The sequence below is a fragment of the Paraglaciecola sp. genome (genome assembly GCF_030730205.1).
Taxonomy (GTDB): domain Bacteria; phylum Pseudomonadota; class Gammaproteobacteria; order Enterobacterales; family Alteromonadaceae; genus Paraglaciecola.
In genome coordinates this window covers 1-21,342 of record NZ_JANQVQ010000055.1, presented here as the reverse complement: position 1 = coordinate 21,342, position 21,342 = coordinate 1, and the positions used below count along the sequence as shown (strand labels likewise).

Annotated in this window: 20 protein-coding genes; 7 read left to right on the top strand and 13 right to left on the bottom strand. The window is 44.8% G+C overall.

Annotated features, from left to right (window positions below):
• Window position 1 precedes the first annotated feature (1 nt).
• From NWQ57_RS05085 to NWQ57_RS05065, 5 genes are all read right to left on the bottom strand, one after another.
• Window positions 2–724, bottom strand: a complete 723-nt coding sequence (locus NWQ57_RS05085; protein WP_306021050.1) for a hypothetical protein — start codon at window positions 722–724, stop codon at window positions 2–4.
• A gap of 104 nt (window positions 725–828) precedes the next feature.
• Complete coding sequence (locus NWQ57_RS05080; protein WP_306021049.1) at window positions 829–2,727, bottom strand: alkaline phosphatase; 1,899 nt, start codon at window positions 2,725–2,727, stop codon at window positions 829–831.
• Window positions 2,728–2,740: 13 nt separating this feature from the next.
• The gene (locus tag NWQ57_RS05075; protein ID WP_306021048.1) at window positions 2,741–4,324 is read right to left on the bottom strand and encodes an alkaline phosphatase; all 1,584 of its coding nucleotides are present in this window, start codon (window positions 4,322–4,324) and stop codon (window positions 2,741–2,743) included.
• A gap of 232 nt (window positions 4,325–4,556) precedes the next feature.
• Complete coding sequence (gene lpxH, locus NWQ57_RS05070) at window positions 4,557–5,303, bottom strand: UDP-2,3-diacylglucosamine diphosphatase (RefSeq protein ID WP_306021047.1); 747 nt, start codon at window positions 5,301–5,303, stop codon at window positions 4,557–4,559.
• An 80-nt stretch (window positions 5,304–5,383) separates the two neighbouring features.
• Window positions 5,384–5,878 (bottom strand): peptidylprolyl isomerase, encoded by a 495-nt coding sequence (locus tag NWQ57_RS05065; protein ID WP_306021046.1) that lies wholly within the window; start codon window positions 5,876–5,878, stop codon window positions 5,384–5,386.
• Window positions 5,879–6,038: 160 nt separating this feature from the next.
• On the opposite strand from NWQ57_RS05065, the gene cysS reads away from it, so the two are divergent.
• On the top strand, window positions 6,039–7,442 hold the full coding sequence (gene cysS / locus NWQ57_RS05060) for a cysteine--tRNA ligase (RefSeq protein ID WP_306021045.1): 1,404 nt from the start codon (window positions 6,039–6,041) through the stop codon (window positions 7,440–7,442).
• A gap of 208 nt (window positions 7,443–7,650) precedes the next feature.
• The gene (locus NWQ57_RS05055) at window positions 7,651–9,363 is read left to right on the top strand and encodes an ATP-binding protein (protein ID WP_306021044.1); all 1,713 of its coding nucleotides are present in this window, start codon (window positions 7,651–7,653) and stop codon (window positions 9,361–9,363) included.
• A 95-nt stretch (window positions 9,364–9,458) separates the two neighbouring features.
• On the opposite strand, the gene NWQ57_RS05050 is transcribed toward NWQ57_RS05055, so the two are convergent.
• The 3 genes from NWQ57_RS05050 to gloB all read right to left on the bottom strand — a co-directional run bounded on the left by NWQ57_RS05050 (window position 9,459) and on the right by gloB (window position 12,546).
• Entirely contained in the window at window positions 9,459–9,917 is a 459-nt protein-coding gene (locus tag NWQ57_RS05050) for an isoprenylcysteine carboxylmethyltransferase family protein (RefSeq protein WP_306021043.1), read from the bottom strand.
• A 105-nt stretch (window positions 9,918–10,022) separates the two neighbouring features.
• Complete coding sequence (locus NWQ57_RS05045) at window positions 10,023–11,693, bottom strand: LysM peptidoglycan-binding domain-containing protein (protein ID WP_306021042.1); 1,671 nt, start codon at window positions 11,691–11,693, stop codon at window positions 10,023–10,025.
• Between the two features lie 82 nt (window positions 11,694–11,775).
• Window positions 11,776–12,546: a hydroxyacylglutathione hydrolase gene (gloB, locus tag NWQ57_RS05040; RefSeq protein WP_306021041.1), complete on the bottom strand. Its 771-nt coding sequence runs from the start codon at window positions 12,544–12,546 to the stop codon at window positions 11,776–11,778.
• Between the two features lie 129 nt (window positions 12,547–12,675).
• Between gloB and NWQ57_RS05035 the strand changes: the two genes are divergently transcribed.
• Both NWQ57_RS05035 and NWQ57_RS05030 read left to right on the top strand, forming a co-directional pair.
• Window positions 12,676–13,428, top strand: coding sequence for a methyltransferase domain-containing protein (locus tag NWQ57_RS05035; RefSeq protein WP_306021040.1), 753 nt, complete (start codon window positions 12,676–12,678; stop codon window positions 13,426–13,428).
• A gap of 46 nt (window positions 13,429–13,474) precedes the next feature.
• Window positions 13,475–14,137 (top strand): YdcF family protein, encoded by a 663-nt coding sequence (locus NWQ57_RS05030; protein ID WP_306021039.1) that lies wholly within the window; start codon window positions 13,475–13,477, stop codon window positions 14,135–14,137.
• A gap of 29 nt (window positions 14,138–14,166) precedes the next feature.
• On the opposite strand, the gene NWQ57_RS05025 is transcribed toward NWQ57_RS05030, so the two are convergent.
• From NWQ57_RS05025 to NWQ57_RS05015, 3 genes are all read right to left on the bottom strand, one after another.
• The gene (locus NWQ57_RS05025) at window positions 14,167–14,919 is read right to left on the bottom strand and encodes an ABC transporter substrate-binding protein (protein WP_306021038.1); all 753 of its coding nucleotides are present in this window, start codon (window positions 14,917–14,919) and stop codon (window positions 14,167–14,169) included.
• Between the two features lie 180 nt (window positions 14,920–15,099).
• Entirely contained in the window at window positions 15,100–15,957 is an 858-nt protein-coding gene (gene yghU / locus NWQ57_RS05020) for a glutathione-dependent disulfide-bond oxidoreductase (protein WP_306021037.1), read from the bottom strand.
• Between the two features lie 64 nt (window positions 15,958–16,021).
• Entirely contained in the window at window positions 16,022–16,762 is a 741-nt protein-coding gene (locus NWQ57_RS05015; RefSeq protein ID WP_306021036.1) for an SDR family oxidoreductase, read from the bottom strand.
• A gap of 175 nt (window positions 16,763–16,937) precedes the next feature.
• On the opposite strand from NWQ57_RS05015, the gene NWQ57_RS05010 reads away from it, so the two are divergent.
• Window positions 16,938–17,537 carry a TetR/AcrR family transcriptional regulator gene (locus NWQ57_RS05010; protein ID WP_306021035.1) on the top strand — a complete coding sequence of 200 codons (600 nt, stop codon included), beginning with the start codon at window positions 16,938–16,940 and terminating at the stop codon, window positions 17,535–17,537.
• Between the two features lie 13 nt (window positions 17,538–17,550).
• Here the strand turns inward: NWQ57_RS05010 and NWQ57_RS05005 are convergent, their stop codons facing one another.
• A complete protein-coding gene (locus NWQ57_RS05005; protein ID WP_306021034.1) occupies window positions 17,551–18,759 on the bottom strand; it encodes a multidrug effflux MFS transporter in 1,209 nt (402 codons plus the stop codon).
• A gap of 30 nt (window positions 18,760–18,789) precedes the next feature.
• The gene (locus NWQ57_RS05000) at window positions 18,790–19,554 is read right to left on the bottom strand and encodes a siderophore-interacting protein (protein ID WP_306021033.1); all 765 of its coding nucleotides are present in this window, start codon (window positions 19,552–19,554) and stop codon (window positions 18,790–18,792) included.
• Window positions 19,555–19,684: 130 nt separating this feature from the next.
• Between NWQ57_RS05000 and NWQ57_RS04995 the strand changes: the two genes are divergently transcribed.
• Window positions 19,685–20,104: a MarR family winged helix-turn-helix transcriptional regulator gene (locus tag NWQ57_RS04995; protein WP_306021051.1), complete on the top strand. Its 420-nt coding sequence runs from the start codon at window positions 19,685–19,687 to the stop codon at window positions 20,102–20,104.
• A 170-nt stretch (window positions 20,105–20,274) separates the two neighbouring features.
• The gene (gene add, locus NWQ57_RS04990) at window positions 20,275–21,279 is read left to right on the top strand and encodes an adenosine deaminase (protein WP_306021032.1); all 1,005 of its coding nucleotides are present in this window, start codon (window positions 20,275–20,277) and stop codon (window positions 21,277–21,279) included.
• Window positions 21,280–21,342: the final 63 nt, after the last annotated feature.

Here is a 21,342-nt window from a genome sequence, read left to right as displayed (position 1 = left end):
ATCAATGATTATGCTCAGCACCAATTGCTTGACCGTCGGCATTATAAAACCCTGAGGCGCCATGTTCGACAAAACCAAGGTTGATCATTTTGGCTAAAAAGGGGTCGCTGTGATCGTCGCCGATGTCGGCAAAGTCGGTACTTTGATAAGCGTTACGCTGGGCAAAAAAGGCCTGAATTTGGCTTGAATCACTTTGCTTGTTAGTCAGTTGCCAAATTTCTTGTTGCCCACCCACGGTGGAACTGAAATAGCTCAGTAGATTCAGTGCGGGTAGCCATTTCACTACAATCTTTCCCTGAGTGGTGTCTTTGCTAAAGGTTTGCTCTTGGTTGCAGCCTTCGCCGCTTTCACTGCTTAGTTCAAGTTGTGAAAGTAAGGCCTGCGAGACCAACTGATAGCGATATAGCCAGTCTTTTTCACTTTTGCCATGTACCTTTTCGCCGGGTTGATATTCGATGGCGCGTTTATACTGATCAAAAAAGCGAGTGGGTTTGATTTGTTGGTTTTTTAACAAATACCATGATTCGGTAATGTTGGTTTGTGGAAATTGATGGGCAACGGTATGGCCATCTCGCCACAATATGAGTGAACTTTTTTGCGCAGTTTGGTCATTTTTGTGGGTTTGCAGGGTATATTCTGCACGCAGATGTGTCGGATCGATATCACATTGTGCGTGGCTAAGTTGGCTTGCCAGTAACAGCATTGAAAAGAATACGGTTTTCACGGTTTGCTCCAAAGTGAAAAATAGGCGTTTGAGTGGTTTAAAGTCGTTAACAGGTAAAGGGAAAAAAGGGCGCAAGTCATTGCGCCCTTAATTTGCTTAACAGTCTATTCAATTGACTGCTTGGCATTCGCCTTAGTACTTAAATCAGCGGCAAATTCCATTACATGATAAATGGTGCTTTGCTCGTTGGTGCCATTGACTAATAAGGCCCCAGGGCCTGAGGCATAGATGCCTACGTCTTCACCTGAGTGGGTTTCAGATGAAAGCGGAACGAGTGCTTCCTGGTGAAAACCCGGTGAAGTGGTGTCGATATCACTTAAGTCATGGCGACCCGCAGCTATAGGGAGGTTATAACCAGCATCAGCATCGGTTTCGTCACCTAGGTTTCTAAACCCATTTCCGTTGGTATAGCCCAAGGTTGTATAGGGCATACCATCGGCGGCAAGGGCTGGCTCTTGTGAACCAACACCGACCACTTTACCTAAGATTGGGTTGCCGCGTTTAGGGTAACCGGCAATGGTAAATACGTGGCCATGGTCAGCAGTAACAATGATTAAGGTATTGCTCATGTCGGTCATTTGAACTGCTTTTTTCACCGCATCAGATAAGGCGATAGTATCGGTAAGGGCGCTGTATGCACTGCCTGCGTGGTGGCCGTGGTCAATACGACCGGCCTCAACCATCAAGAAAAAGCCCTCGCTGTTGTTGTCGAGTATATCAATGGCTTTTTCAGTCATTTGGGCAATAGAAGGCTCGCCTGCTACGTCGTTGGCACGATCCGCTTCGTATTGCATGTGAGATTCATTAAACAAGCCAAACAACTTGGTGGTATTGGCGGGGTCTACCGCATCAAAACCGGTTTGATCCATCACATAAGTACCACTGGTGTATTTGGCTTGCCATTCAGCGGTTAAATCACGGCCGTCTGTACGGTCGCCCTCTACTGCGCTGACCGCATCAGTGCTATTAAAAGCCACGTCTTTGGGCAAAAATGAACGACGTCCACCGCCCATAACAACTTCGATACCATCCACATCAATACCGCCAATACGCGCTTCTAAGTTAGTTTCAAAGTTTACTAATTGGTCAGCGATGTCGGTGCAACCGGCTGTTTTTGCATCGGCAGGCATATCACCGTCGTCTTCCCAGTCGCGATCTGCTGATTTTGCATAAGTAGCCGCTGGAGTGGCATGCGTAATACGGGCGGTAGAGATGATACCCGTAGATTTGCCCGCAATTTCAGCCAGTTCAAGGGCAGTGATTAATTCGTGGCCGCTAACGGTGCTGCAATTACCTCGCTCAACCGCTTCGCTTACCCCAATAACGCCGATGTCGGTTTTTACGCCGCTCATCATGGCCGTCATGGTGCCTGCAGAGTCGGGGGTTTGTGAGTCAACATTATAGGTTTTAGATAAGCCCGCAAAAGGAAAGGTATCAAATGATAACTGGTGTTCTTCACCAAGCTCACCGTTTAACTGTCCTTCAAGTATGCGAGCGGCCGTTACGGTTGATACACCCATGCCGTCACCTACAAATAAAATCACGTTTTTAGCGCTGCCGCGCAAGCGTTCAATTGATTTAGCTGCAAGCTCAACACCGCTTTTGGTGCTAACACTTACTTGAGTGTTCGTGGCGTTTAACCACGCACTGCGCGCCTGAGCGACTTTTTCTTGGCCATCAACAAACCAGTCATTGTTGAGGTTAGTGAGTAACTCACTTGAGCTTACACTACTGACACCTGGGGCACATACATAATCGGTGCTGGTGATTTCGCTGCTATCCAACGTGCCATTGGCATCTGCATCAAGACCAGAGTCGATTTGCACGCCGCTATTGGGGCAGTTGGCATGGCCTACAGCTAAGTTAGTTTGTAGCACTAAACTGGTTAAGCCATTGCTACCATTTGCGCCGTCACTTCCATTCGTGCCGTCGTTTCCATCATCCATGCAGGCTGACAAGCCCATTACTGCCATGGCTATCATTGTTAATTTTAATGTTTTCATGATGCTTTTCTGCCTATTCCTGAATTAAGTCGAGCGCTTGTTCAATTAAATGAAACACAACACTTTGTTCAATCACACCTTGAACCAACTGGGCGCCGGGCCCTTGTGCATGTAAGGCAATGTCTTCGCCTGAATGGGTTTCGTCACTAAGGGGGACCAACGCTTCTTGGTGATAACCGCTGGCGGTAGTATCGATAGTGGTAAGATCTGCACGGCCTAGCGCAATGTCTTGGCCGTAGCTTAAATCTGCATCAGTCGCGTTGCCTAGGTCATGAAAGCCATTACCGTTGTTGTAGCCCACTGTGGTGTAAGGCATGCCCTCGGCGTCTAACGCGGCTTCATCAGAGCCAACCGATACCACTTTTCCTAAGATGGGATTACCACGTTTTGGGTATCCGGCGATGGTAAAAACGTGGCCATGATCGGCAGTGACTAAAATTAAGGTATCGTCAGGGTTGGTCATCGCGACCGCTTTTTCAACGGCGTCAGATAGGGCAATTGCATCGGTTAGAGCGTTGTAAGCACTGCCTGCATGATGGCCGTGGTCGATACGGCCTGATTCAACCATCAAGAAATACCCTTGTTCGTTGTTATCCAGAATATCAATGGCTTTTTCAGTCATTTGCGCAATTGAAGGCTCGCCTGCAACATCATTTGCGCGGTCAGCTTCGTACTGCATATGTGATTCATTAAATAAACCAAACAGTTTGGTGGTGGTGGCCGCATCAACAGCTTCAAAACCCGCTTGGTCAATCACGTACTTACCTTGTGGATAATGGGCTTGCCATTGAGCGGTCAAGTCTTTGGCATCAGTGCGGTCACCTTCGACTTCGCTTACTGCATCAGCACTGTTAAAGGCAGCGTCCTTAGGTAAGAACGAGCGACGTCCACCGCCCATGACTACGTCGATTCCATCCACATCCACACCTTTAAACCGAGCTTCAAGGTTGGCTTCAAAATTCACTAATTGACTGGCAATGTCGGTGCAACCGGCGGCAAGTGCAGCTGCAGGCATGTCGCCGTCATCTTCCCAGTTGCGGTCTGCTGATTTAGCGTAAGTCGCCGCAGGTGTTGCATGAGTAATACGGGCAGTAGAAATAATACCGGTAGACAAACCTTTGATTTCAGCTAACTCTAAAGCGGTAGTCACCTCATTGCCTTTGGCTGTGCTGCAATCGCCGCGCTCAACGTCTTCATCCACCCCTATGACGCCAACGTCAGTTTTTAGGCCTGACATCATCGCCGTCATGGTACCGGCAGAGTCTGGCGTTTGAGCGTCAACGTTATAGGTTTTAACTAGGGCGGTATGTTGAAAAGCCTCGAAGCTTAAATAGCCTTCTTCACCGCTGTTACCGGCTTGTTGTCCTTTTAGGATGCGAGACGCAGTAAGGGTAGAAATACCCATGCCATCACCCACAAACAAAATTACGTTTTTTGCTTTGAATTTATTGTTGGTTTCGAGTTTTTGCGTGAGTTTTGTTTGGGCATCCGTGTACCAGTTATCAGCGCTTTGATAAGCGGGTACAACCTCTGCGCTAAGGGCGGTGGACACGGCTAATGCCAGCACGCCATAAGCTGCTTTGTAAGTCTTATTCATCGTTGTCTATCCTAATTGCGGTTTTGTGTGTGAGGGTCGAAAGTGAATTCTCGACCTAGTTGACGCACAGTAGCTTAGGTGAGCTTTGTGAAACTCAGGCGACAGTTTGTTTACAATTACGCGGCATTACTGTGTCGTTTTTGTGGCAGCGAGATGACAAAAATATTATTGAGCTTAGTGCTAGGCGAGGGGAAAAGTAGGTGGCGACATTAGGCTTTTTTGTGCTGGCTACCTATTCATTGGCGCTGAAGTTAAAGGCTTGATTGCTTAGCTCTACGCCATTTGGGTCAACTTTCAAAATGCTGCCTTGATCGTACCAATCGCCCAATACAATGCGCTCGGCGGCTTGGCCATTGACCGTTAAAGCGTGAATAGCAGGGCGATGAGTGTGGCCATGAATAAGCCGAGTCACTTGATGGGTTTCCATGGCTTTAACCACGTCTTGTGGGGTGACATCCATAATATCCATGCTTAATTTTGCATGGTTTTGCTTACTGGTTTTCCGGCCATTTTCGGCGATTTTGCGTCGAGTACTCAGCGGCAGGGCAAGCACTAAACGAGGCCACCACCAACCACGGGCTTTGCGACGAAACTTCTGATACGCCACATCACGGGTACACAGTTCATCACCGTGCATTAACAGGGTAGGTGTGCCGTACAAATCAACAACAACTTGCTCTGGCAATAGGGTAAATCCGGCTTGTTTGGCAAAGGTGTTGCGTACTAAAAAATCACGATTACCGTGGATAAAATAAACCGCTACACCGGTGTCGGCCAAGGCTTTAAACGCATCTGCAACACTGAGATTAAAGGCACTTTGATCATCATCACCAATCCACGCTTCAAATAAATCACCTAATACATACAGTGCCTCTGCTTGCACGGCTTGTTCCTGTAAAAAGCGAAACAAACAGTCGCTGATATCCGGGCGCTCAGCACTAAGATGTAAGTCAGATATAAAGTAGGTCGTTGGGAGCATGGGGCTTTTATGTCATTTGGCTGGAAAAACCTACGTGCAAACACTAACAAGGTGTTGCGCGTAGGTAGTAGAGGCAAAAATTATTCGATGATTTCTGCTTTTTGAATAATGACATCTTCAACAGGTACGTCTTGGTGATAACCAGAATTGCCTGTTTTAACCGCTTTAATTTTTTCAACAACGTCCATGCCTTCAGACACTTCAGCAAATACACAGTAACCCCAACCATCAGGTGTTTCGCTGCGGAAATTTAAGAAGCTGTTGTCTTTTACGTTAATAAAAAACTGTGCAGTGGCAGAGTGAGGAGCGTTAGTACGCGCCATCGCGATTGTGCCTTCGTTGTTGGCTAAACCGTTGTTTGCCTCATTTTTGATGGTGTCTTTAGTTGGTTTTTGTTCCATACCTGGACCAAAACCGCCACCTTGGATCATGAAGCCGTCGATAACACGGTGAAAAATAGTATTGTCGTAAAAACCTTCTTTCACATATTCCAAAAAGTTAGCCACGGTAAGCGGTGCTTTATCGGCAAAAAGCGTAAGGGTGATTACGCCATAATTTGTATGTAGTTTAACCATTAAGTTGTCCTGTAACGTCAACATGTCAATAAAGCGCTCATTCTAACACTAAACAAAGTAAGTTTTTAAGCAGTTAGCACTGATTGATTAATGCGAGGCGAGTTTCACAATGCTAGAATCGGCGTTTTTTATTATTCCACAGCCTAAATAGGAAAACGTAATGCTGCATATTTACAACACACTTACTCGACAAAAAGAGCTATTCCAGCCATTGCAACCGGGCAAAGTGGGTATGTATGTGTGTGGTATCACTGTGTATGACTTGAGCCACATGGGCCATGCTCGCACGTATTTAAGTTTTGATTTAATGGTGCGTTATTTACGCTCACGGGGCTATGAAGTGAATTATGTGCGAAATATCACCGATGTTGACGACAAAATAATTCAGCGTGCTCAGCAAAATAACGAAACCATGGAGCAATTAACTCAGCGTACTATCGCCAAGATGCATGAAGACTTTGCCGCGATTAATTTACTTGAGCCCGATATCGAGCCACGGGTTACCACGCATATTCCTGAAATTATTGATGTGATTGAAAAGCTTATTGCAAAAGGCTTTGCCTATCAATCGCCCTCGGGGGATGTATTATTTGAGGTCAATAGCTACAGTAATTATGGCAAACTTAGCAAACAAGATTTAACGCAATTAAATGCGGGTTCGCGCGTGGATGTGGATAACGATAAACGGGATCCGATGGATTTTGTACTATGGAAAACGGCTAAACCGGGCGAGCCAGCTTGGGCATCACCTTGGGGAGAAGGTCGACCTGGCTGGCACATTGAGTGTTCGGCGATGAATCATAAACACCTTGGTAAACATTTTGATATTCATGGTGGGGGCTCAGATTTGATTTTTCCCCATCATGAAAACGAAGTGGCGCAATCATGCTGCGCTTTTGACACCCCTTATGTGAATTACTGGATGCATGCTGGGATGGTACAGGTTGACCAAGTTAAGATGTCAAAATCCCTTGGGAACTTCTTTACTTTGCGTGATGTACTCAATCAATATGATGCTGAAACCCTGCGTTACTTTTTGATGTCAGCCCATTATCGCAGTCAGTTAAGTTACTCAGAAGATAACATCAAACAAGCCCGTTCAGGTTTAGAGCGCTTATACACGGCCTTGCGTGATATTGAGCCTAACATGGCGGTTGATTTAACATTGGGCGCCTATTTGGCGCGTTTTAATGCGGCGATGGACGATGACTTTAATGTACCAGAAGCCGTTGCTGTGTTGTTTGAAGTGGCCCGAGATTTAAATAAAGCAAAATTAGATAACACTCCAGAAGGCCAAGCAAAGGCCGCAGACTTAGCTGGTGTGCTACGCCAACTTGCCGCTGTATTGGGGATATTGCATCAAGCTCCTCAGACATTCTTACAATCTAGCTTAAGCACGAATGGTGATGATGATGTTGCCAAAATCGAAGCGCTGATCAAAGCCCGTAACGATGCCAGAGCCAAGAAAGATTGGGCAGCAGCTGACGTGGCCCGCGATGGCCTTCAAGCCTTGAATATCGTACTAGAAGACGGACCTAACGGCACGACGTGGCGCCGAGGGTAGTTGATACAAAAGGGCTTTGATTGCTCTGTGCCTGATTCATCGCTAAAAATTAGCGAAAAAGCAGCGAACCGGTAAATATGAAAAGGGCAACTAACCTAGGGTTATTTGCCTTTTTTTATAATTTTTAGTTTATTTATTAGTATGGTACGGGGTCTTTATTGACCATTGGCCTAATATACATTGGTACAACGCTTAGTTTGGAGCTTAGATGAGTCAACACAGCCTCGTAAATCAAGACAGCAATGACGCCATGGTTCAACTTCGCTCAGTGGCATACTTTTTTGCTGTCCTCTACTTTTTTCTCACCTTAGCCCACTTTTTTTTTCTGCAAGACGATTTTAAGTGGGTCTTAGTCACCTCTGCATTGGTGACAGCCACGGTGAGTTTTATGCTGGGCCGCATGGCTGCTCACATCTCGAGTGCTCAGCAGAGCCTTGGCATTCTGGCTTTATTAGTTATGGGCACAAGCAATAGCCTGTTGCATTTATGGTTGTCTCATGCTCCTGAACAAACCACTAATATCTTCGTGACCATTATTGCCTCAGGCATTGTACTGTCTAATCGTTACCATTGGGTTGCGGCTATTTTATTTAATTGGTTGGGCTGGATTACTGTGAACTTCGTTCTTGAAATGCCCTTGGTACAACATTTTTTCTTTGCCATGTCCATGAGTACATTATTGAGTTGGTTTGCTCACTTAGCGCGCAAAAACGTTGTAGCGAAACAAATAGAGCTCAAACAAGAGAGGGATATTGCCATTCAACATGAAATGGAAGCCAAGGCCGCTACGGAAGCAAAAAGTGCATTTTTGGCCAACATGAGCCATGAAATTCGCACACCTATGAATGGTGTCATTGGCATGATTGAAATGGTTGCCCGTTCTAATCTGAACAAAGACCAAGCGGATTTTATTGCAACTGCTAAACGAAGTGCTGACTCACTCATGATTATCATCAATGATATCTTAGATTTTTCAAAAATAGAGGCTGGTGAACTTGCTATCGAGCTTATGGAGTTTGATGTCGATCAGTTTCTTTCTGAGCTTGTGCATGATCAACAATTTCAAGCGACTAAAAAGGGCTTGCTGCTAGATTTGAGCAAACCTCAAAGTCAACAAACTAGGGTGGTGGGAGACCCTTACCGTATAAAACAGATATTGAATAACTTGCTGTCAAACGCCATTAAGTTTACCGAAACCGGTGGCATTAATATTCTATATCATCTGGTCCACATTGACGATTATCTGCGTTTGGATGTTGAAGTACGTGATACCGGCATGGGTATAAGTGAAACCGCCCTACCTTTTCTTTTTGATTCTTTTTCTCAAGCAGACACATCGACGACCCGAAGATTTGGTGGCACCGGATTGGGACTGGCTATTAGCAAACAGTTGTGTGAGTTGATGGGGGGCAATATTAGTGTCGAGAGTCAAATAGGGAAGGGCTCTACGTTCAAATTTTCAATTAAGCTTGGTGTGCCGACTCCCTTAGCCCCATTGAGTCAGCAACAGCATTCGGCGTCGATGCCATCTTTTGTTCATTTAAGACTTCTGTTGGTTGAAGACAATTTCATTAATCAACAAGTCATGCTCGCCATTTTAGAAAGTATTGAGGTGAACGTCGATGTTGCCAATGATGGACTCGAAGCGATTGATATGCTCAAGCAAGCTCGTCCGACAACGTATGATGTCATTCTGATGGATTGTCAAATGCCTAATTTGGATGGTTACGAAGCAACTCGGCGCATAAGAGCAGGTGATGCGGGTGAAGTGTTCAGTCAAATTCCTATTGTCGCCCTAACGGCAAACGCCTTGACGAGCGAAAAACAGAAGTGTTTCGATGCTGGTATGAACAATTACCTAACTAAACCGGTCGAGATTGAGTCTTTGAAAACAATTTTAGCAAGTTATCACAAAATTTAGCTGCCATAGATACCGTAGACATGTGTGCTACAGCGCCGCCAATACTGGATTTGCCAAGTTGGCTGGCTAACTCGCAATAATTCTGTGTAAGGCCCTTATATCCAACGCCTCACTCGTTGTTTGTATTCAACATACTCCTCACCAAATAAGCTCTCTACGATACGTTCTTCAGGCTTAATTTGAAATTGTGTCATGTAGCTAATAAACAAGGGCAATACGATAAAGCCCAGCAGGCTAGCAAATTCGATAATGGCGCCAATGAGCACTAACACCATACCCAAATACATCGGGTTGCGGGTGTATTGGTAAATGCCAGAGGTGACTAAACTACTGGCCTTATTTGGATTGAGTGGGTTAGTGGACGTTTTCGCAAGGCGAAACTGCCTAAGGCCCATAAATGCGACAATAGCGCCAGCTAATAAAAACAGGCCACTTAGGGTATCCGTTAAGGCAAAGCGAAAAGGGGCAATGGATAATTGCGCGATAGCATAAACTAAGGCGATGGCAATGATAATCTGCGCAAGAGGTGGAACTTTGAGTGCTAAGGCGTGCATAGTTTTCTACTTTAGGGCTCTATTAGAGAGCTTAACATTCGCTGCCTGCGTTAAAGCAAAGGATGTTAAGCCGCTATTTCAATGTCTTTAGGGCTAAATGGGCGTCTAGGTCCGCGTTACATCAACATAAATTTTCAAACGCTGACCAGGTTGTAAATATTTTTTGGCATTTATTTTATTCCATTGCTGGATGTCTTTAATACTCACTTTGAATTTATCTGCAATTCTGGCTAACGAGTCGCCGCTTCGCACGGTATAAGTTAGGCTGCGCATGATGGCGTTATTCGATTGACTATCAGTGACTTTGTCCACCCACACCACAAGGTTTTTACCCGGTATGAGAGGGTCGGTCGGCGCCATGCCATTCCATTTAGCTAAGCTGCGTAAATTCACTTTATATTTGCGGCTGATATCCCACATGGTATCGCCACTTTTTACTTCATGACTTAACTTAAAGGCCCCGCTGTGTTTTTTAGATTGGGTTGCCACTAAACGCTGGTCTTGCGACAAACTATAAGAATCAAGAGATTTGAGCGCCACAGGGATGACTAAGTAGTCACCTTGGCGGATCATGTTGCCTTTTAACTCATTGACTTGCGCAATAATGTCTACGGTAGTGTGATATTTGTCAGCGAGCTTTAACAGGCTATCGCCACCTTTAACTTTATGGCGCACCCAGTTTAAGCGTTCTTTACTGTCGGTTTTTGCTAAGGCTTGTTGAAACTGACTGACCTTATCAATTGGCAATAATAACTCAAAGGGCCCATCAGGATCCGTGGCCCAGCGGTTGTAGCCAGGATTCAATGCATGCAGTTCTTTTACTGTCAGCCCCGCCATTTGTGCAGCTAAGGCTAAATCAATTTGTGAGCCTACATCAACCGCTTGGGTTAAGGCCTGATTCTCAATTTCTGGCCAAACAAAATTGTATTTTTCGCTGTTTTTTAGGATATCCGCTAACGCCAACAATTTAGGCACGTAGGCGCGAGTTTCGCGAGGTAAATCAAGCGCCCAAAATTCGGTGGATTTATTGGCTTTTTTGTTACGCTTAATAGCAGCCATTACCCTACCTTCGCCGCTGTTGTAAGCGGCTAAGGCATGCAACCAATTGCCGTCAAACATAGTATTTAAGTAGGTCAAGTAGGCGATAGCTCCTTTAGTGGACGCCAGTACGTCGCGGCGTCCGTCATACCACCAGGTTTGTTTCATGCCAAAACGTTTGCCAGTAGCAGGAATAAACTGCCACATTCCAGCTGCGCGGCCATGGGAATAAGCAAAGGGATCAAAGGCGCTTTCAACGATAGGCAACAGCACCAGTTCAAGGGGCATATTGTGCTTTTCGATCTCTTCAACAATAAGATGTAAAAAAGGTTTGGCGCGCTTAGCAACACGCTCCATATAAGCGGGATGACGCAAATACCAATCTCGTTGCTCGGTCACCCGTTTATCATCGATAATTTCGAAGTTAAGTTGCTTGCTGATCCGTTGCCATATATCAACAATCTCCTCATCAACTGCAGCGACTTCTTCAGGTGCCTCTAGTTCATCTACGACCACTTCATCTACCGGATGCGTGACCGGAATGGTGCCTGCTTCAGCAGAATCACAATCAAAAATGTCAGCCACTTGTTCCCCTGATTGTTCACAGGAGACTCTAATTTGTTCAGCAATTTGGTGTTCTTGGTCTAATTCTTGGTTATCACTTGTTTCGTTCGGCGTCATTTGACAGGCCGATAGAAGTGCACTCATGGCAAGGATACTTATAATTTTTACTCGCACAGACAGTTTCCTTGTGGATATTGGTACTCATAGTTAAGGGCATAACACCCTCAATTAATGCATTGCTTTCGCATTCTACTGATTAAAACTCATCTTTCCAGCGTCTTAGCGCGGCAAAGGTATCTTCATTTGTACTAAACGGAGTGTTGCGATGGTCTAAAAGCGCTTGTTTTACACTGTCTAACTGGCACCGTAAAAATGGGTTTATGGCAAGCTCTTTGGTGATTGAACTTGGCAAGGTCGCACGCTCAGTTGCACGTTGCGCTTGGGCCCATTGGTGGTATTCGAGTAAGGCTTGGTTATTTGGTTCAACCGCAAGCGCAAATTTTATATTGGCTAAGGTGTATTCGTGAGTGCAATAAACTAGGGTATCTCCTGGCAGAGCCGCTAGCTGACTTAGAGAGTCATGCATTTGCGCTGGTTGGCCTTCAAATAAACGACCGCATCCGGCAGAAAACAAGGTATCACCGCAAAATAATCGCCCAAGGCCATAATAGGCAATATGATCGAGGGTATGACCTGGTACCTCCATGACGGTAAAGTCCAAATCAAGTTCTGGTAAATTAAGGTTGTCGCCTTGACCTACGCGCACATTGATTAAATCAATCTTGGGGTTGTGGGGACCAAAAATAGTGATATCACCAAAGGTCGCCACGAGCTCTGGCAAGCCATTAGTGTGATCCCAATGATGATGAGTAATTAGGATCCCTTTCAACGAAAGTTTGTGAGTTTGGCAAAATTCGATAACTGGCTGTGCGTCGCCCGGATCCACCACGTAGCAGTAGCTGCTGTTATGCAAACACCATATATAATTATCTTGAAAGGCTTTAATAGCCGAGATCTGTAAAGACACCCTTACTCCTTATTCTTTGAGCCTTAACTTTATTGGCTGTCGCCGTACCCTATCGACAGTTGCAGTTTTGGGCCAAATGACAAACAATTGCTTGAAGATCTTATTTAAGAACTAGGTTAACATAATTTGATGAAACCAGCCTTAACTCACACCGCACCCCAATACCCCAACTCGTGGCAGGATTTGCCCATGGGGGAGGCCTTACGTGATATTGTTGAGGCCACCTTGGCTGAATCAAGTCGTCAATTTTTCGGTTACCATTTATTACGACTCGGTAATTTGAGTAGTGAAATTACCCTTGCTCAATGCCCCATTAAACATAAATTTAATCTCACACGCAAAACACAAGATTATAGCCATGTAGTGGGCAAACCTGATTCCTTGCCCATAGCTGAAAATAGTGTTGATGCTATTTTGTTAACTCATGAATTAGATTTTGCCAAAGATCCCCATCAAATTTTACGTGAAGTAGTCAGAACAATTATTCCAAATGGTCATTTAGTCTTGGTAGGATTTAATCCCTGGAGTTTATGCGGGCTGTTCAAGTATTTGCCCTTTAAGCGCAGTAATCCTCTGCATCAAGCACGTTTTTTTAGTCTTACCCGCACCAAAGATTGGCTTCATTTACTCGGCTTTGAAATCACTTCGGTGCGCCGCTCGGTATTTTCTGAGCTTTTTTTGGGGCGCCGTCTGGCCCCTGAATCTAATTGGCTAACGTGGTGTGAAAAATACTTAGGTTGGCTCAGTGCGATCTATATCATCGAAGCAAGAAAGCGAGAAATTCCGCTTAGTTTGATCAAACCAAAGTGGAATACCAAAGCGAAATTTGCGCCAGTAGGTGCCACTACGTGGCGCACCGGCTCGATGAAAGTGGACAATTAGCTCTGCCGTTCTTCAGTCAAACCTTCTACGCACTGAGCTGAGCTTGATGCTAGATGGCGTTCGCGACGATATCTACCCACTCCTCACTTGCCTGTGGGATTACCACCAGTTAAAGCATGAGATTAAGCCGGCAGATTGCATAATTGTTATGGGCAGTCAGGAGCTTTTTGCTGCCCACAGAGCCGCTGAGCTTTATCAGCAAAAGATGAGTGATGTGCTGATATTCAGTGGGGGCTATGGAAAACTGACCAAACTAGCTAAACAAGCCCCTGAAGCACAACGTTTTGCTGAGCTTGCTGTACAAGCTGGGGTCGCCACCCGTGATATTTGGCTTGAGACTCACGCCAGCAATTGTGCCGAGAATATTCGGTTTTCGATGCAACTGTTGGCCAAACAAGGACGAATGCCTCAGAGCGTAATACTGGTGTGTAAGCCGTATTTAGAGCGACGAGCCTTCGCCACTTTTAAGCAGCAATTTGTTGATATACCCGTCACCGTGACTTCTTATCAAGTGAGCCTTAAGGATTACCTTGTTATGGTCGATGATGTTAAGCAGTTTATCAATCTGATGGTCGGGGACTTACAACGTATAATAGTGTATCCAGCCAAGGGGTATCAGATACCGCAAGCTGTGCCACAAAATGTTTGTGAGGCGTTTAATCGTTTGGTGGAACTCGGCTTTAACCAGCAAATAATCATTGACCGCTAACATGAAGTGGGGAGTAAAGAGATATTTGCTTAGTAATTCCTAACATAGCGCTCAAAAATAGCGTGATATTGACCGTTTGCTTTTAAGTGGCGTAATCGTCGGTCAAATTCATCACGCATTTTTTCGGATTTAAACATAAATCCATTAGGACTGGCGCCAAATATGGCTTGTCGGTCAACCTTTTGAGTCATGTCTATGTTATTGGTTGCGGCGATTTTCGCTCGATAGTAATCAAAAATAGTGGCGTCCATTTGGACCACATCAAAACGTTCGAGAAATAACATTTTGACCTGCATGGATTGATCAAAGGTTTCACTGTAGCGCGGATTATTTTTTGCCATAAGTGCGTAGTCTGCGCCCAAATGGACTGTCGCATCTTGCCATGAAAGTAAACTGTATTTTTCAAGATCGCTAAGTTGAGTCAATTGGACATGACGTTTACTTAAACTAAACGCATAATTTTGGTAGGTATAGGCCACCTCAGACATGTAGCCTTGAAGCTGATATTTTTCAATGGTGTTTGAGTTCATGTCTGAGACTACATCAACCGTACCATTCTTATAGGCCTTGGAACGACGAGCGTAGGGCAAGTAAATTTTTTCAATTTCATAACCTAAAGGAGTCATTGCCGAATCAAAAATATCGATAATGATACCTGTGTTCGTATCCGCGAGTACCCATGGAGCTAATATTTCACCAAAGGCAACAGTGATTTTTTCCTTGGCTTGTAAGCGAGCGCTGTAAAACAAAGTGACGAAAATGACTAAAGCGCTAATTTGCATAAAAGAATTCAATGGATACCTGCTGTTATTTAATCACAGTTTGCCTATTATCGGCATTCGCATAAAGCAACAAGACTGAGGCAGAATAGAGCGTAGTAGCTGCCTAAGCTGTTTTATCAGTCACTACCAATATTGGCAGGTTAACGAGTGGATCGCTAACCTGTATTCGACGTAATGTTCTTACTTAATAAACTTAATGGTAAAGTCTTGTGCACTGTGGCGCTCGGGCAGTTGTTCACTTTCTTCGCCCCACACTCGGTTAACGCGACGTCCTCTTTGCACTGCTGGGCGCAGTAAGATGGCCTTAGCCCAACGCTTTACATGAGGGTAAGAGTCAGCATCAAGATACTCAGCGGCCTCGTATACTAAATTAAGTACTAGCGCCCCGTACCAAGGCCAAATCGCAATGTCAGCAATTGAATAATCGTCACCCGCAATGTAGGTGTTATTAGCAAGTTGGCGGTTTAATACATCGAGTTGGCGTTTTACTTCCATGGTAAAACGTTCAATCGGGTATTCCATTTTACTGGGTGCGTAAGCGTAAAAATGACCAAATCCGCCACCAAGATAAGGCGCAGAGCCCATTTGCCAAAAGAGCCAGTTCATGACTTTTGTGCGCTGTATTGTGTCTTTGGGGAGCAGTTGACCAAATTTTTCAGCGAGGTAAACAAGTATTGAACCTGATTCAAATACATTAATTGCTTGCTCGCCAGACAAATCCAATAAGGCTGGAATTTTAGAGTTGGGGTTAATGTCCACAAAGCCACTTGAAAACTGCTCACCCTCAGAAATTTTGATTAAATACGCATCGTATTCTGCTTCTTTGACACCAAGAGCCAGTAGCTCTTCGAGCATGATGGTGACTTTTTGTCCGTTTGGTGTTGCCATAGAGTACAGTTGCAGAGGATGTTGGCCTCTGGGTAGCGTTTTATCGTGGGTAGGCCCTGCTATGGGGCGATTTATACTGGCCCAATTGCCGCCATTTTTGCTTTTCCATTCCCAGACTTTTGGGGGAACGTAATCTTCTTTATCAGTCATTTTGAGTCTCAACTTGTTGGGATTGCCAGCATAAGGGCGCCGCTCACTGCACCCTGAACGTCTATTATTCAGCGCTTGATGGCGCAGTAATTATTGCATCTGAAAAGCTCTGATAAGCGCCTTGAATTTGTTTAGCCATGGCGTCAGGGAACAGGTGAAACTTCCCGTCGGCAAGCGCTTTTACAATACCTTCAGATACACTTTCAACGGTATCTGAGGTTTCAAAGCCGGCTTTACTGGCCATGTCGGTGTTAATGGGGCCTGGATGCACGCTAAGTACCTGAACACCAAAGGGCGACAACTCGTCTCTCAAGCCTTGAGTCACAGAATAAGAGGCCGCTTTTGACGCCGAATAGGTGGTGAAAGGCGTGAAGTTAACGATTGATGCCACAGAGTTTAATTGCACAAAGGCGGCAGACTCTTTCGTTTTTAATGCAGGGGCAAAAGCGTTAGCCACGCGGATTAGGCCAAGAACGTTTACCTTAAACTCATGGGCCAAGGCCTCTTCAACGTTATCTGATAAGGGACTTGCAACTTCTAAAACACCCGCATTGTTAACCACAACATCAACATCTGTTGCTTGAGAAGCGGCTAATGTGATTGACTCGGCGTCTCCTGCATCGAGGGTCAATGTCACGACTTTATTGCCATACTGCTCTGATAACTCAGCAGTACTTTTAGGATCCCGGACCGCCAAATATACTTTTTTAGCACCATGGCTAATAAATGACTCCACAATAGCCTTGCCAATACCACGATTAGCACCTGTTACTAGTGCCACTTTGTCTTTGATTAAAAAGCGCATAAGATTTCCTTTTTTACTATTAAGTTAATTAAATTTACTTTGTACCGATCGGTAAAGTTGAAGTGATTGTACCGATCGGTATAATGCTGTCAACCACTATTTTTAGTGGACACTTAGTATTGTGTTAGTAAAACGGTGGTAAGTTTGACCGGAGTAAGTCACGTGGAGCAGGTAAGTGCCAAGTAATAGCAAGATTAAGTTTGACCGAAGTCAGGCTCTCAAAGCAGCAATGATGGTCTTTTGGAAAAAAGGTTATGGAGGCGCGTCTTTAAGTGACTTGACCGAAGCAATGGGAATTAACAAACCCAGCATGTATGCCACTTTTGGCAACAAAGAAGTCTTGTTTGTGAAGGCAACCGAGCATTATGTTGAAAGTGTTGATCTTGTGCATCGTCAGCAATTACTTGCCGTTGAAAGTGATTTACCAACTCGTCTAAAAGCGTATTTGAGCTCGGTGATTAGTGGCCAATGTTGTGAAAATACCCCGAAAGGGTGTTACATTTCGCTCTGCGTCTCTGAGGCGGAAGGAGAGTGTATCCCTCAAACGGCGGTGGCAAAAATTAAAGAAGTTAGCCAGTTTGCCTATCAGGCGCTAGTCGATGTGTTCACTCATGACGAAGAAGCGAAACAGCGAAACCTTCATGTGGATGCACAACTACATGCTCGATTTTTAATAACGTTTTTAAGTGGCACAGCTGCCATGGCCAGAGCTGGCACTGGGCAAGAAGCGTTGCTTCCGCTCGTAACCCAGGCCATGAAAGGAATTGGTCTGTGATGAATTGCTGCCACTAATAATGTGGTGTGATGTCACTTGTTTGAGTTTGGACACTATCTGCCTGCATGCGCCAAATAAGGAGCACGCAAATCAGCGAACACGCCCCTTGCGCCAACACGATGGACAAAATCCCTTCAGGTAATAGGGTCGAAGCCGCTGAAACAATGCCAGCTACTGAAAACTGAGTTGCGCCCATGAGCGCCGCCGCTGTACCCCCATTTTTTTCAAAGTAGTCCATATAACATGCTTGAATATTGGGGGATGTAGCACCTAAGGCTCCAATGGTAAATACCATGGCCAGAACAAAAAGAATCAATACTGGCTGGAAGAGGCTAATAGTGATCAACAATAAGATCGCGCCTGCTTGTAAGGTTAAACTTCCTCTTAATATCTGAAAGGCAGAATAGTGATTAAGTAAAAAACGATTACTTAAATTGGCAACTAACATCAGAACAACATTGGCTGAAAATAACAAAGAAAAAGTGCCAGGTGTTACCTCAAAATGCCCCTGATAAATATATGAGGCATGGGCAATAAACAGCATTAAAATTGATGACGTTAAAGAGCCAATAACGATAAATCTCAGGGCTGGTCGATTGGCGATAACCTGTTTATAGCGTTTAATGATATCGATTTTTTCTTTGACTACCGTAGGCGCTTTTTGTTTAAACACGGTTTGGCTCAGCAGCAGCATAGCTACCAAGGCGTAGGCTCCCAGAAAAACAAAAATGTAATGCCACTCGGCCATTACTAAAATTAAACTACCAATATTAGGCGCCACCGCGGGTGCTAATGCCATAAACAAGCCAATCAGGCCAAAAAATTTGGCGGCCTCGGTACCAGATAAACGGTCTCTTACCAGTGCGGGCACGGTCACTGTGGCCGCGCCACCCCCTAATGCTTGCAAGACCCTCAGCAGTAAAAATTCGCTTAGGCTGTTTGCAAACGATAAGAAAATACTGGCAATAGCAAAGAGCGCGATGCCGCTTAGCATGACTTTACTGCGACCAAAGCGGTCAGAGAGCGGCCCGCCAAATAATTGCCCTAAGGCTAATACAAAAATATACAGAGAAATCGACAGCGACACTTGGTGCACTGAAACATCAAGGCTTTGCGCGATGACGGGAAAAGCCGGAAGATAGGTGTCAAGGGCGAATGGCCCAAGCGCCATTGCCATCGCGAGCACCGTGGCGGTTTTTACTGAAAGTGTTTTTGCTTGCAAAATAGCGGCCTCAAATTAGCATGCTGGTGATTACAGTGGATTACGTTTTTTATCTGCGCCAAAGCGATCTGCATCCATACCTTGTTTCCAATATCCGGTGGCATGCATGGTAAGACGATTAACGTTATATTCATTTAATAATAAACCTTTTACGGCACGCACTTGGCTTGCTTCTAAGCCCAAAAATACCTGAGTGTCGCTTGGTATATTAGCCACCCATTTTTCTACAAATTCAGTCAGCGTGAGGGACGTTTCATCTTCAACATGCCAGTGCACGTTGAGATGCTTACCAGCGTCCATCTCAATGATGTCTTCCCGAGTAGGGACCGTAACGATGGCCGTTAATTGTGCGCTGGCCGGAATAAATTTTGCGTAGCCATTGACTGCATTAACTGAGGTAAGATCTCCCACTAATAAATAACTGTTCGCGCTAAAATCAGTAAGTTTTGGCTCACCCGGTCCGGCAATACCAATATAATCACCCACTTTAGCTTGGGCTGCCCAATTGGTGGCTGGGCCTGAATGACGATTAATCACAAAATCCAGCACGAGGTGTTTGTTCACGGGGTCAAATTCACGGATGGTATACGAGCGTTTCGTCGCTTCTCGCCAGCTGTCATCGCTAAAAGGCTTGCCGTCAGGTGAGAGCACTGCTTTTACATGAATACCATCTTGCTGTAAGGGGAAGTCATGTAGATCATCACCGGTCAAGACAATGCGTTTTAAATGTGGGCTCAGGGTAGTCACTGAAGCCACTGTCGTTGAACGAAATTTTCTAGTAGGGCGTTGTTGCATAATTATTAGCCTCTTGTGTTTGATTGAGTACTGCAAATGCAAGGACAACTTGCATGAAGATAATTTAGTTGATAAAGTCAATTATAAATAAATTGTTGATAAAGTCAACCAATGTGGGTGAATTAACGTGATGGGATTACGAGAAACAATTTTTGGTCTGGCGCAGATTTACCGTGGCCATATTAAAACGGCGGTGAATGCGAATGAGTTGGGCTTAAATGGCATGCATGTGCGTTGTTTACACATTATTGCTAATCAGTCGCACTGCACTGCAAATGCTCTCGTGCAATTACTGGGCAAAGATAAGGCGCAAATCGCTCGTTTAGTGAAGGATATGATTGAGAAAGGATGGTTAGTCAAACAAGCCAGCCCCAGTGATAAACGCAGTCAAATATTAACGTTGTCGGGCAGTGGCTTAGCACTCTTACAAAAAATAAGTCAGCTTGAAAAAGAAATCGAAGCGTCTTTACTCGCGGGTCTATCCAGTCAAGATGTGGCTGATTTCAAACGAATAGCTGGTTTGATGTTAAATAACTTAGCTGCATCATAAGCGAATAATTTGCGTGCTTACACGCACCAACATTGACCACAAAGTAGTACATTGGGTGCGCGAGTTACTTGCCATGCAGGCTAAGGGCATTGTTTTAGGCGCATCGTGACAGGCATAAGTTTTGCTGATTGCTCAGCACATCCTTTTGTTTCGTTACCTTGGAGTTACTCATGCAAGCATTTATCGAAAACATGCCTAAGGCAGAATTACACGTTCACCTTGAGGGCACCCTTGAACCAGAACTCAGTTTCCAATTGGCGCAAAAAAACAATATTACCTTGGCCTACGCGACACCTGAAGCCCTTGTGGCGGCCTATGACTTTCATGATCTCCCCTCATTTTTGACTATTTATTATGCTGGGATGGGAGTATTGATGACTGAGGAAGATTTTTATCAACTGACGTGGGACTACCTCGCCAAAGCACGCTCACAGCAAACCTTATATGCAGAGTTGTTTTTTGATCCACAAGCGCACACTACCCGAGGAGTGAGCTTTGTAACGGTGATCACCGGTATTCATAAAGCGCAAATAGCGGCCAAAGCACAACTCGGTATCGACAGCCAGCTTATCATGTGTTTTTTGCGGGACATGAGCGCGGAATCCGCGATGCAGCATTTAACGATGGCCAAGCCTTATGTTGATTGGTTGGTGGGCGTTGGTCTTGATTCAGATGAAAAAAATAATCCTCCTTCAAAGTTTAAAGCGGTATTTGCCGAGGCTCGAGCCATGGGTTTAAAACTCACCATGCATTGTGATGTAAATCAAGACAACACCCTCATTCATATGACTCAATGCATTGATGAAATTGAGGTTGATCGAATAGACCATGGTATTAACTCTTTAGAAGATCCGGTATTGATTGGCAAAATCAAAGACAAAAAACTCGGATTGACCGTTTGCCCAGTGTCTAATCGCTTTGTGGTGCAATCTCTTACCGCTAAAGAAGTTCAAACGATGCTGGACAATCACATGTTAGTCACTATCAACTCTGATGATCCAGCGTACTTTCGTGCCTATTTGAATGAAAACTTAATAGAGTTACAAAATGAAGGGCAATTTAGCAAAGCGGATATGGCGACCCTCATTGCTAATGCTTTTAACGTAGCGTGGTTACCCTTAGAGCAAAAACAGGCCTACTTATCAATTTTAGCGGATTACGTTGAAAATAATTAAGGCTTTAATGTTGGTCAGTTTTATATACAATGAGGGTGGTTAAATAAACAGCTATTGTTCTAG